We start from the raw sequence: 11924 nt of genomic DNA on the forward strand, positions 1-11924 counted from the left end.
AAGCATTGGTGTGATCCCCTAAAGAGCTTGCCCCTTACTGACCTGCCTTTGCGCGCCGCACACGTGAAAAATCAGCAAGGCAGGTGAACAAAATGACAGGTCCGGGGCGGACGGCGCCGTCAGGCGGCCTCTGACGCCGCCTCAGCGATGAACACGATCTTTTCGCCATTCCACATGGTCAGGGCCTCATCCTGAAGCTGGCTGTCGGCGACTGGCTTGGGCCGTCCCAGCAGATAGCCCTGGACCTCGTCACAGCCCTGATCGCGCAGGAAGCTGAGCTGCTCCAGCGTCTCGACCCCTTCGGCCAGCACCGGAATGTCCAGGCTTTCGCCCAGGGCCAGCACGGCGCGGATGATGGCGGCCGACTGAGGCCCGCCGTCCAGCTCCGACATGAAGGAGCGGTCCAGCTTGATCTTGTCGAACGGGAAGGCCCGCAGCGTCGACAGCGATGAATAGCCGGTGCCGAAGTCGTCCATGGCGATGGAGACGCCCAGCAGCTTCAACTGGCGCAGGATGTGGGTCGTGCGGTCCAGGTCGGCGATCATGGCCGTCTCGGTGATCTCCAACTCCAGACGGTGCGGCGCTAGCCCCGTCTCCATCAGGATCTGATGCACCAGACGCGGCAGGTCCACGTGGCCCAGTTGGATCGGCGACAGGTTGACGGCGATCTTGTACGGCGCCTCCCACAGGGCGGCCTCGGCGCAGGCCTTGCGCAGCACCCACTCCCCGATCGGCAGGATCAGGCCGCTTTCCTCGGCCAGCGGGATGAACTCGGCCGGCGACACGAAGGTCCCGTCCGGCTGGATCCAGCGCAGCAGCACCTCGTAGCCCGTGACCTCGCCCGTTTCGGCCGAGGCCTGCACCTGCCAGTTCAGGCTGAACTGATCCTGGTCCAGCGCCTCGCGCAGTTGCTGGACCAGGCGGCGGCGCTCGCGCACGGCCTTGTCCATCTCTTCTTCGTAGAAGCAGACGTCCGTCGTCAGCGACGCCTTGGCCCGGTACATGGCCAGGTCGGCGTCATTGATCAGGGCCGACGGCTCTGCAGCATCATCGGGCCAGATGGCGATGCCGACGCTGGCGCCGCACATCACATCGGCATGGCCCAGATCGACCGGTTCGGTGATGGCTACGCGCAGACGGTCGGCCAAACCCAGGGCGTCCTCGCGCTGGGCGATCTGCATGACGGCGACGAACTCGTCCCCGCCCAGACGCGCGATGAACTCGCCAGGCTTGAGGCAGGCCTTCATCCGCTCGCCGATGCGCACCAGAAGCTGGTCCCCGGCGGCGTGGCCGTGGATGTCGTTGACCTCCTTGAAGCGGTCCAGGTCGATGGCCAGCAGGGCCACCTTGTGCGCCACGCCTGCATCGGCGGTCTGTTTGGTCAGCAGTTCAAGGAAGGAGGTGCGGTTCGGCAATCCCGTTAGGCTGTCGTTGCGCGCCAGGTGGGCGATGCGGCGCTCCTGGGCCAGACGCGCGCGCAGGTCGCGCACGGCGTAGATCATCAGGGGCGCGGTGTTGGCTTCGCCGCCGTCGCGACGCACGGCGACCTCGACCGGCACCAGACGCCCCTCGTCCAGATGCAGCGCCGACTGCGTCAGGACGCCCACGCCCAGCTGGTTGCGCTCCGGCAGCCATTTGGACAGATCGCCGCCGATCAGCGCCTCATGGTCGGCGCCGACCAGATCGGCGAAGGCGGCGTTGGCGGCCAGGATGACCCCGCCCTGCTCCACCACCATGCCGTCCACGCTGCCCTCGACCAGATGGGCCAGACGCTGGCGGGCCTGGGCGCGCGACTGCAGGTCTAGAGCATGGCTGGAGACGCCCGTGCCCAGCACCAGAAGACCGACACCCGCCACGGCGAAGGCCATGACCAGATTGGCTTCCTGTCCGGTGATGTCGCCGACATTGGGGGCGAAGGGGATGACGATCATGGCCGCCATGCCGGTGAAGTGCAGGGTCACGATCCCGCCCACCATCAACAGGGCGGCGGGCCGGGTCGACCCGCTGCGGCCCGCCCGGCGCGCAACCTCGAACGCCAGGCCGCCAAAGACCACTGCGCCGATGATCGAGGCCGCCACATATTCGGGTGACCAGTGGATCACGGCCTCGGCCGCAAAGGCCTTCATGCCGATATAGTGCATCAGGGTGACCGCCAGGCCGAACAGGACGCCGCCAATGGGCGCCGCGAACCGCATCTGGCGCGACCCGAACCACAGGGCCAGGGCGCTTCCGCAGATGGCGATGCCCAGGGACACGCCGGTCAGACCGGGTTCATAGGTGACGTCCACGCCCGGCTGATAGGCGATCATGGCCACGAAATGGGTGCACCAGATGGTCGCTCCGGTGGCGATGGCCCCCATGAAGGCCCAGGCCAGACGCCCGCCCTTTTCGGCGAAACGCAACTTCTGGAATAGTCGCGTTGCAACTAGAGATCCAAGAAGACAGAGAATAGCCGCGATAAAGACCAACCAGAGGTTATGATCTTCAACCAGGCAGGAGAAGAAACGCATCAGAGAACCAGGCAAATTCGAAGAATAGCCTCGCTCTTTAATGATGGGACCTTATGAATCACCCACTGAACAGGCCTAACAGACCCTTAAATCCAGAGCGCGCCCGTCGAACGCCAAGTTTTAAAGCGTCAGGTCTGGGGCAGTTGATAGGGGTTGTTGACGCTGACCGGCGAACCGGGCTGCAGGCCCAGCTCCTCGAACGACCACTTCACCTGCACCCCCTCGGCCAGCTTCTGGTGGCACTTGTCTTCGTCGATCCGGCGCAGGGTGATGACGGCGTTTCCGCCCTGGATGCTGACGATGGGGATCAGGTCGGACTTGGAGGTGCAGCCGTTGGAGCTGACCCAGAACACCGCCTGGTCACGGGTGAAGGCGGCGGCGTGAATGGCTTCCAGTTCGCCCGGCATTCCCGCCGTCGACACCGTGGGCTGAGCCGTGAGGCTGGCGCATCCTGACAGGCTGGCCGCGGTCACGGCGGCCAAGGCCATACGTCCGATGACGGCGCGCTTCACCTGGCGGCCTCCCATTCCCATCTGCCTGAACACCCTCAGAATGCGCCTGTTCGCCTGATAAGGGAACAGCCGGAAATAACAGAAAAGGCCCCGAACGAATCCGGGGCCTTCTCCAAACTCAAACTCATGAACGGCGGGCGCACATCGCAATGTGCAAGCCGTTGTCTTTTTAGATATTCGAACGCTTCGCGGATTACGAAGCGTAGTATTCGACGACCAGGTTCGGCTCCATCTTCACCGGGTACGGCACGTCCGACAGTTCCGGGACGCGGACGTAGCGAACGGCGAACGAACGGTCCGACAGCTCCAGGTAGTCCGGCACGTCACGTTCCGACGACTGCTGGGCTTCCAGCACCAGCGCCATGTTGCGCGACTTTTCCTTCACGGAGACGACGTCTTCCGGCTTCACGCGGTACGAACCGATGTCGACCTTCTTGCCGTTGACCAGCACGTGGCCGTGGCTGACGAACTGGCGGGCGGCCCAGACGGTCGGGACGAACTTGGCGCGGTAGACGACGGCGTCCAGACGCGATTCCAGCAGACCGATCAGGTTCTCCGAGGTGTTGCCCTTGCGACGGGTGGCTTCCTCGTAGGTCTTGGCGAATTGCTTCTCGGTGATGTTGCCGTAGTAGCCCTTCAGCTTCTGCTTGGCCTTCAGTTGCAGACCGAAGTCCGAAACCTTGGACTTGCGACGCTGACCGTGCTGACCGGGGCCGTAAGAACGCTTGTTGACCGGCGACTTGGCGCGGCCCCACAGGTTCTCGCCCATGGCGCGGTCGATTTTGTACTTGGCGCTGTGGCGCTTGGACATTCTATTCTCTTTTCACTCGATGCGGCCCGGCATCCCCTGGATTGGGAATGCGATCTCAACGGCGGTCCACGCATCTTCCGTCATCAACCCCGCCCCTCGGCGAACCGGGAGGCGTGGAAGGCGGCGCTTATGGCCAGACCCGCCTCCAGAGTCAAGCTGCGGCCAGCCCCAGCGGGCGTTAAGCACGATTTCGGGGAACCGCAGGCGCAAGCTGCGCCTTACAGACCGAGCGCCCTGGTCTTGCGGCGCCTGTCTGATGATGCACCCAGCCGGAGTATCTGATGCGACCGAACGGAGACAATTTTCACCTCAGCCCCCACGTCGGCCTTAGCCACGTCGGCTTCGATCACCTGCGGACCCAGTTGGTCGATCTGGTCGAACCGCTGAACGACCAGCAGCTGCTGTCCCTGGCCGACGGCATTCACGAACTGCTGCGCCAGCGACGCGCCCTGCGCCAGCATCACGTCGAACGCCTGCGCCACAGGCTGAACGAAGACCCCGACTTCGACATCTGACCCCAAAGAAAACGCCCGCCGGATAATCCGGCGGGCGTCTTGGTCGTTCTGACGACGGGCCTTACTTGGCGGCTTCGTACAGTTCGTTGACCTTGTTCCAGTTCACCACCGACCAGAAGGCCTTGAGGTAGTCGACGCGGCGGTTCTGGTACTTCAGATAATAGGCGTGCTCCCACACGTCGGCGGCCAGAAGGACGGCGCCCTTCTCATCGGCCACGTCCATCAGCGGGTTGTCCTGGTTCGGGGTCGAGGTGACCTTCAGCTTGCCGTCCTGAAGAATCAGCCAGGCCCAGCCCGAGCCGAACTGACCGGCGCCGGCGGCGTCGAAGTCGGCCTTGAACTTGTCCAGACCGCCCAGTTCGGCGTCGATCTTGGCGGCCAGTTCAGCCGAGGGCTCGCCCGCCTTGTCGGCCGGGGCCAGCAGCTCCCAGAACAGGCTGTGGTTCCAGTGGCCGCCGCCGTTGTTGCGGACGGCCTTGGGCGCCTTGGAGATGTTGGCGAACAGCTCTTCCAGCGACTTGCCCTGCAGGCTGGCGTCGGCGTCGACGGCCTTGTTCAGGTTGTCGACATAGGTCTGGTGGTGCTTGTCGTGGTGGAAGGTCATCGTCTCCTTGTCGATGGCCGGCTCCAGCGCGTCATAGGCATAGGGCAGCGGGGGCAGGGTGAAGGCCATGGGAGGTTCCTTTTTCCAACAGAGTTCGATGGGGTGCACATAGGCGCCCGTTCCTCAAACCCAAGCGCCTGCGCCCGGATTTGTTCCCCGCTTAATCCGCGAGAACGGTCAAGCTGGCAAGTTCGACTTCAGGCAATCGCGCACGGCCCGCTTCAGGTCACCCGGCGCATTGGGTTCGTCCACGCCTTCGGCGGCGAAGACGGCGCGCACGGCGGCGTCCAGACCCTTGGGCAGGGCCTCGACCACCCGCTTCTGGCCCTTCTCGTGCAGGCAGAAGCCCACCTCGCGGCAGAGGGCGGAAAACATCGGTTCGTAAGCATCAAGAGCAGTCATGCCGCCCCTCTAGCACCGGGGGCGGCACGGGGACAGTCGCTCAGCCCTTCAACCGCCTGGCGTGGAAGGCCACATGGTCGGCGATGAAGCTGGCCATGAAGAAATAGGAGTGGTCGTAGCCGGGCTGCATGCGGAGGGTGACCTTCTGGCCCACGGCGTCGGCGGCGGCCTGCAGCAGTTCGGGCTTCAGCTGGTCAGCCAGGAAGCTGTCGGCGTCGCCCTGGTCGATCAGGATGTCGTCATAGACGCCTTTAGCAGCGCCCGCCGCGATCAGCTTGGCGGCGTCATGCCGGTCCCAGACGGCGCGGTCGTCGCCCAGATAGGCGGTGAAGGCCTTCTCGCCCCACGGCGCGACGGACGGCGACACGATGGGCGCAAAGGCCGAGACCGAGCGGAACAGGTCGGGATGGTTCAGCGCCAGCGTCAGGGCGCCATGCCCGCCCATCGAATGGCCCGAGATCGAGCGCACGCCGGTGGTCGGGAAATGGTCGTCGATCAGGCGGATCAGCTCGCCCGTGACGTAGGATTCCATGCGGAAATGCGGCGCCCACGGCTCTTGCGTCGCATCGACATAGAAGCCCGCCCCCTGCCCCAGGTCATAGGCCGGATCGTCCGCCACGCCTTCTCCGCGCGGGCTGGTGTCGGGCGCCACGATGATGAGGCCATGCTCGGCGGCGGCCCTGTAGGCCCCGGCCTTGGTGGTGAAGTTGTCTTCCGTGCAGGTCAGGCCCGACAGCCAGATCAGGACCGGAAACGGCCCCTCTCCGGGCGGAACAAAGACCGACAGGGTCATGGGCGTGCCGGTCGTATCGCTGTCGTGCTTCAGATAGCGAAGGGTTCCGCCATGAACGATGTGGGTCTTCGTGGTTTGCATCAGCCGTACCTGTAAACAGCGCAGATCTTGTTGCCTGACGGATCGCGCAGATACGCCAGATACATGTCGCCGAACGGATTGGGACGACGGCCGGGCGGGTCCTCGATCGCGGTTCCGCCATGGGCGACGCCCGCCGCATGGAAGGCGTCCACCGCCGCCTCATCCTTGGCGTAGAAGCCGATGGTGCCGCCGTTGGCGTGGCAGGCCTCTTCGCCGTCGATAGGCGCGCCGACGGCGAAGGCGCCCAGACGGGTGCGCCACCAGTACCGCCCCCTGGGGTCCGGCCCGGCGGAGGCCGCAACCCCCAGCGCGCCCAGCGCCGCATCATAGAACTGACGCGACGCCGCGACGTCGTTCGCCCCCACGGTGACATGTGTGAACATGGTCTTGTCTCTTTCCCTTCACCGCTCTGATCCGGCGGCTCGACGTCATCTAGTCAGAGAGCATTTCGATGCGCAACTGACCGATTGGCCGCAACGGGTTCAGACCTAGAAGACCACCACCGAACGGATCGACTTGCCCTCGTGCATCAGGTCGAAGGCCTTGTTGATGTCTTCCAGACCAAAGGTGTGGGTGATCATCGGGTCGATCTCGATCTTGCCGTCCATGTACCAGTCGACGATCTTGGGCGTGTCGGTGCGGCCGCGCGCGCCGCCGAAGGCGGAGCCGCGCCAGACGCGGCCCGTGACCAGTTGGAACGGACGGGTGGCGATCTCCTTGCCCGCCTCGGCCACGCCGATGACCACGCTTTCGCCCCAACCGCGATGGCAGGCTTCCAGCGCCTGACGCATGACGACCGTGTTGCCGGTGCAGTCGAAGGTGTAGTCCGCGCCGCCGTCGGTCAGTTCGACCAGACGCGCCACCACGTCAGGCGTGTCCTTGGGATTGACGAAATGGGTCATGCCGAAGCGACGGCCCCACTCTTCCTTGTCGCCGTTGATGTCCACGCCGATGATCATGTCGGCGCCGACCATCTTCAGCCCCTGGATGACGTTCAGGCCGATGCCGCCCAGACCAAAGACCACGGCGTTGGCGCCCGGCTCGACCTTGGCCGTATTGACCACCGCGCCCACGCCCGTCGTCACGCCGCAACCGACGTAGCAGGCCTTGTCGAACGGCGCGTCCTTGCGGATCTTGGCCAGGGCGATCTCGGGAAGGACGGTGTAGTTCGAGAAGGTCGAGCAACCCATGTAGTGGGCGATGGCCTGACCCTTGTAGGAAAAGCGCGACGTGCCGTCCGGCATCAGGCCCTTGCCCTGGGTCGAGCGGATCGAGGTGCACAGGTTGGTCTTGCGCGACAGGCACGACTTACACTGGCGGCATTCCGGCGTGTACAGCGGGATGACGTGATCCCCGACCTCGACACTGGTCACGCCCGGCCCCACCTCGACCACCACGCCCGCGCCCTCGTGGCCCAGGATCGAGGGGAAGATGCCCTCTGAGTCCAGACCATCCAGCGTATAGGCGTCGGTGTGGCAGATGCCGGTGGCCTTGATCTCGACCAACACCTCGCCCGCACGCGGCCCCTCCAGATCGACCTCGACGATTTCGAGCGGGCGTTTGGCTTCAAACGCAACGGCGGCGCGGGTTTTCATTCTTTAGGTCCTCCGGAGCCCCCTATCGCTCGCCGCGCGGCGGTGCGCTGCTTGAGGGGAATTGGGTGCGTTATTACGCCCGATGAGGCGGCATCGAAACGGCGACAAACGCAAAACATTATTGCAGATACGCAACAATAATGATCGAACGTCCCAATGAGCCGCTGGGACGGGATCGACGAATTCACCGCCGTGGCGGAGCAGGCCAGCTTCTCCGCCGCTGCGAAACGTTTGGGGTTGTCGACCTCGGCCGTCAGCCGTGAGATCGCCCGGCTGGAGGACCGGCTGCAGACGCGGCTTCTGAACCGCACCACCCGCCGGGTCGAACTGACCGATGCAGGGCGCGACTTCCTGACCCGCTGCCGCCGACTGATCGATGAGCGCGACGAGGCCTTGGCCGCCGTCCAGCCCGACGACAGCGCCCCGCGCGGCCTGCTGCGGATGACCTGTTCCGTCTCCTACGGCGAACGCTTCGTGGCTCCCGCCGTCAACGCCTTCGCCCGCACACACCCCGAACTGTCCATCGAACTGGACCTGGACAACCGGCTGCGGGATCTGGTCGGGGACGGCTATGATCTGGCGATCCGTTTCGGTCATCTGACGGACTCGCGGCTGATTGCGCGCAGGCTGGCGTCGCGCAGGCTGATCCTGTGCGCCGCTCCCGACTACCTGGGCCGTCGCGGCGCGCCGCGCGACCTGTCCGAACTGCCCGCGCACGATCTGCTGACCGGATCGTCGGAACACTGGCGGTTCACCGAGGCCGGGCGAGAGGTGAGCCTGCGCCCCACGGGCCGCTGGCGCTGCAACTCGGGCGCCGCCGTGCTGGACGCGGCCCTGCAGGGTCTGGGCCTGTGCCAGTTGCCGGACTTCTATGTGTCAGAGGCCCTGGCGACCGGCGCCCTGATCCGCGTCCTGCCCGACCACCGCCCGCCCGACGAAGGCGTCTGGGCCGTTCACCCGCACCCCCGCCACGTGCCGCCCAAGGTGCGGCTGATGGTCGATCACCTGCGCGACAGCCTGTCGGCCCTCGCCGCCTGACCCTTTACTTCGCGGCCTCGTGCGCCTGCACCCGCGCCCGGATGTCGGCCAGCAGCCCATCCAGTTCAGCCCGGTCCAGCAGACGGCCATCACGCACCACGGCATTGATCCGTCGCGTGGCCGCGATGTCGGTCAGGGGATTGGCGTCCAGCACGATCAGGTCCGCCGCCCTGCCCGACGCCACTGCGCCATAGCGGTCGCTGACGCCCATCAGCGCCGGACCGTTGATGACCGACGCCTCCAACGCCTCACGCGGGGTCAGGCCGTTGGCGACATAGAGGGCCAGTTCGTCATGCAGCGAGAAGCCCGGATAGTTGAAGGCGTTCAGGAACCCTGCATCCGTGCCCGCCAGCACCCGCACACCGGCTTCGCGCAGCAGCGGCAGGGTCCGCAAGGTCGTCGCCTCGACCCGGTGGCGCGCCTCGACCTGCTCAGGCGTCGCCGCCGCAGCCCGTTCGACCCGCCAGCCATAGGTGCCGCGAATGCCCGGGCCGATATAGGCCAGTTCTTGGTCGTGGCTGTGGTCGTCGCGGTCCAGCCACGCCAGGGTCGATGATCCATGCTGGGTCGGCGAGGCCATGACGCCCAACTCGGCCAGACGCCGATAGACGCGACGCGCCGTGTCGGGGTCAAAGGTGGCGGCATACTGGGCCATGGCCTCGGCGTAGGTGTAGCGCCCGGCCAGGTAATCGGCCGAAATCGCCGCCTCATCGCGCGATCCCGCCTTCATCAGATAGCTGAGGTGTTCGATGGTCGACAGACCGGCCTCGGCCGCCTCCAGCACCGTGATCCCCATCGGGATATGGCCGGATGTCTTCATGCCGCGCGCCTTGGCCTGACGCACCGCATAGAGGAACAGTTCGGGCTTCAGGGTGCTGTCGGTGATCTTGACGAAATCGACCTTGAGTCCCTGCAGGCGGTCCAGGGCGGCGTCGACATCAGCCTCGTCGCCGACCTCGATCACGCCTTTCCAGACGGGCGCGATGCCTTCGATCTTGGGGCCGGAGGTGAACAGGCGTGGGCCGATCGGGCGCGGCGGCGTCGCGCGCCAGTCCAGCACCGTCTGGGCCAGATCGCCCGCCGCATCGCGCACCGCGACCACGCCATTGGCGACATAGAGGGGGAACAGGTCGGCGTTCTCGTCCTCCAGACCCGCGCCGCCGAAATGGACGTGGTTGTCCCACAGCCCCGGCATCACATAGCGACCGGCGGCGTCATAGGTTCGTGCGGCGGCATAGGTCTGGGCCGCCTCGGCGTCGGCGGTCACGGCGACGATGTCGTCGCCCCGCACCACGACGGTCTGGCCGGGCGTGACCTGTCCGGTCTTCACATCAATGACATTGGCCGCGCGTATCAACAGATCGGCGACCTGAGGCGCTGCCAGTGCAGACGACGACAGGCCGCCCGCCAGAACGGCGCTTGCGGCGAGGGCGGACATGAAGGTCAGAATCTGGCGCATGATTGGCTATAGAATTGGCCGCCGACCGCGCCAAGATAAAGCCTGCTCGTCATCAACCGGGACCCTGGCATGAACATCGTCATTCTGACCGGCGCGGGCATATCGGCGGAATCGGGGGTGCCGACCTTCCGGGCCTCGGACGGGCTGTGGTGCGGGCATCGGGTCGAGGATGTGGCGACGCCGCAAGGCTATGCCGCCGACCCGGCCCTGGTTCAGGACTTCTACAACCAGCGCCGTCGCCAACTGGCCGAGGTCCAGCCCAACGCCGCCCACTACGCCCTGGCCGATCTGGCGGCGCGGTGGGAGGGGAACTTCATGCTGGTGACCCAGAATGTCGACGACCTGCACGACCGCGCCCACGAGACGTCGCCCCCCGCGCCGGGGTTCGAGCTGATCCACATGCATGGCGAACTGCTGAAAGCGCGCTGCAGCCGTTCGGGTCTGGTCAGCGACTGGCCGGGCGACATGGCGGCGGACGAACCGTCGCTTGATCACCCGCACGGCCGGATGCGGCCGCACATCGTCTGGTTCGGGGAAATGCCGCTGCACATGGACCGGATCGAGACGGCGCTGGCGGCCTGCGACCTGTTCGTCTCCATCGGCACGTCCGGCGCGGTCTATCCGGCGGCGGGCTTCGTGCAGGCGGCGCGCCATGCCGGGGCGCGGACGGTGGAGATCAATCTGGAGCCGACGCAGGGGGCCGACCTGTTCGACGAAGGCGTCTACGGCCCGGCGACCGAAACGGTCCCGAGCTTCTTCAACAGCCTGAAATAGACGGCGGCCGCCCGCAGACGGCCGCCGCTGAAATCACGCGAGGACGACGATGGTCACGCGGCGGTTCTGCGAACGGCCCTGGGGCGTATCGTTCGAGGCCACCGGCTGTTCCTGTCCGTACGAGATGGTCGACATCCGGTTCAGCGCAACGCCCTGACGGTTCAGGAACCGACGCACGGCCTCGGCGCGCTGCTCGCCCAGCTGGTCATTGTGCTGGGGCGTGCCGGTGGAGTCCGTATAGCCCTGAATCTCCAGATAGACGTTGCGGTTCTCGCTGGTCAGACGCTGGGCGAATTCGGCCAGACGCTGCTCCGCTTCCGGCGACAGGGCCGAAGCGTCGGTCGGGAACTTCACGGAATCATCAGACAGCACCACCTGGTAGAGGAACTTGCCCTCGGCCAGCTTATGGGCGTCGTTGGCGCGTTGCAGCGCCTGTCCCGCCGTGCCTTCCACGCCGGTCACGCGGGTGTCCACCACCTCTAACTGATCACGCACGAAACGGTGGCTGGCGCAGCCGCTGGCCGCAAGGCCGAGGGCGAGAAGTGCGCCGCCGACGACCGCAGTCCTGAGTTTCGATCTGCTCAAGTCATGTCTCCTTTTTGCTGGTGCGCCACGTCCAGATCATGCGCCAGATGAACCTGCCGTAGGGGAAACGGCAGAGTAATGGCGCGTATTTGGCCAGAAAATGTCAGCTTAGCCGTAGAAAATCACGCGATTGGGCATGATTATTCCAATTCAGCGGAACCATAGGTCGAGTGAAAACGTTGGCCCGTCAGAAGGCTGAAAGCCGATTGACGGACCGCTCTACAGAACGTCGATCAGCCTCAGCG

Annotated in this window: 13 protein-coding genes; 3 read left to right on the forward strand and 10 right to left on the reverse strand. The window is 65.6% G+C overall.

The window, feature by feature from the left end; genetic code table 11:
- Positions 1–119: 119 nt before the first annotated feature.
- From KWG56_RS10730 to rpsD, 3 genes are all read right to left on the reverse strand, one after another.
- Positions 120–2402 carry a bifunctional diguanylate cyclase/phosphodiesterase gene (locus KWG56_RS10730; protein WP_244999473.1) on the reverse strand — a complete coding sequence of 761 codons (2283 nt, stop codon included), beginning with the start codon at positions 2400–2402 and terminating at the stop codon, positions 120–122.
- A gap of 236 nt (positions 2403–2638) precedes the next feature.
- The gene (locus KWG56_RS10735; protein WP_244999474.1) at positions 2639–3022 is read right to left on the reverse strand and encodes a hypothetical protein; all 384 of its coding nucleotides are present in this window, start codon (positions 3020–3022) and stop codon (positions 2639–2641) included.
- Positions 3023–3215: 193 nt separating this feature from the next.
- Positions 3216–3833 (reverse strand): 30S ribosomal protein S4, encoded by a 618-nt coding sequence (rpsD, locus tag KWG56_RS10740; RefSeq protein WP_201100629.1) that lies wholly within the window; start codon positions 3831–3833, stop codon positions 3216–3218.
- A gap of 281 nt (positions 3834–4114) precedes the next feature.
- On the opposite strand from rpsD, the gene KWG56_RS10745 reads away from it, so the two are divergent.
- Complete coding sequence (locus KWG56_RS10745) at positions 4115–4348, forward strand: hypothetical protein (protein WP_219354754.1); 234 nt, start codon at positions 4115–4117, stop codon at positions 4346–4348.
- A gap of 61 nt (positions 4349–4409) precedes the next feature.
- Here the strand turns inward: KWG56_RS10745 and KWG56_RS10750 are convergent, their stop codons facing one another.
- The 5 genes from KWG56_RS10750 to KWG56_RS10770 all read right to left on the reverse strand — a co-directional run bounded on the left by KWG56_RS10750 (position 4410) and on the right by KWG56_RS10770 (position 7823).
- The gene (locus KWG56_RS10750) at positions 4410–5021 is read right to left on the reverse strand and encodes a superoxide dismutase (protein WP_219354755.1); all 612 of its coding nucleotides are present in this window, start codon (positions 5019–5021) and stop codon (positions 4410–4412) included.
- A 108-nt stretch (positions 5022–5129) separates the two neighbouring features.
- The gene (locus KWG56_RS10755; RefSeq protein ID WP_219354756.1) at positions 5130–5354 is read right to left on the reverse strand and encodes a hypothetical protein; all 225 of its coding nucleotides are present in this window, start codon (positions 5352–5354) and stop codon (positions 5130–5132) included.
- A gap of 40 nt (positions 5355–5394) precedes the next feature.
- The gene (gene fghA, locus KWG56_RS10760) at positions 5395–6228 is read right to left on the reverse strand and encodes an S-formylglutathione hydrolase (RefSeq protein ID WP_219354757.1); all 834 of its coding nucleotides are present in this window, start codon (positions 6226–6228) and stop codon (positions 5395–5397) included.
- Positions 6228–6611, reverse strand: a complete 384-nt coding sequence (locus tag KWG56_RS10765; RefSeq protein ID WP_219354758.1) for a VOC family protein — start codon at positions 6609–6611, stop codon at positions 6228–6230. The genes fghA and KWG56_RS10765 overlap by 1 nt, the downstream gene beginning before the upstream one ends.
- Before the next feature lie 105 nt (positions 6612–6716).
- Positions 6717–7823 (reverse strand): S-(hydroxymethyl)glutathione dehydrogenase/class III alcohol dehydrogenase, encoded by a 1107-nt coding sequence (locus KWG56_RS10770; protein ID WP_219354759.1) that lies wholly within the window; start codon positions 7821–7823, stop codon positions 6717–6719.
- A gap of 156 nt (positions 7824–7979) precedes the next feature.
- Between KWG56_RS10770 and KWG56_RS10775 the strand changes: the two genes are divergently transcribed.
- Positions 7980–8861: a LysR family transcriptional regulator gene (locus tag KWG56_RS10775; protein WP_219354760.1), complete on the forward strand. Its 882-nt coding sequence runs from the start codon at positions 7980–7982 to the stop codon at positions 8859–8861.
- A 4-nt stretch (positions 8862–8865) separates the two neighbouring features.
- Here the strand turns inward: KWG56_RS10775 and KWG56_RS10780 are convergent, their stop codons facing one another.
- Entirely contained in the window at positions 8866–10320 is a 1455-nt protein-coding gene (locus KWG56_RS10780) for an amidohydrolase family protein (RefSeq protein WP_219354761.1), read from the reverse strand.
- A gap of 69 nt (positions 10321–10389) precedes the next feature.
- Between KWG56_RS10780 and cobB the strand changes: the two genes are divergently transcribed.
- Positions 10390–11094 (forward strand): Sir2 family NAD+-dependent deacetylase, encoded by a 705-nt coding sequence (gene cobB, locus KWG56_RS10785; RefSeq protein ID WP_219354762.1) that lies wholly within the window; start codon positions 10390–10392, stop codon positions 11092–11094.
- Positions 11095–11127: 33 nt separating this feature from the next.
- Here the strand turns inward: cobB and KWG56_RS10790 are convergent, their stop codons facing one another.
- The gene (locus KWG56_RS10790) at positions 11128–11679 is read right to left on the reverse strand and encodes an OmpA family protein (protein WP_201100618.1); all 552 of its coding nucleotides are present in this window, start codon (positions 11677–11679) and stop codon (positions 11128–11130) included.
- Between the last annotated feature and the right edge of the window lie 245 nt (positions 11680–11924).

The sequence above is a fragment of the Brevundimonas nasdae genome (assembly GCF_019395145.1).
GTDB classification, from domain to species: Bacteria; Pseudomonadota; Alphaproteobacteria; order Caulobacterales; family Caulobacteraceae; genus Brevundimonas; species Brevundimonas nasdae.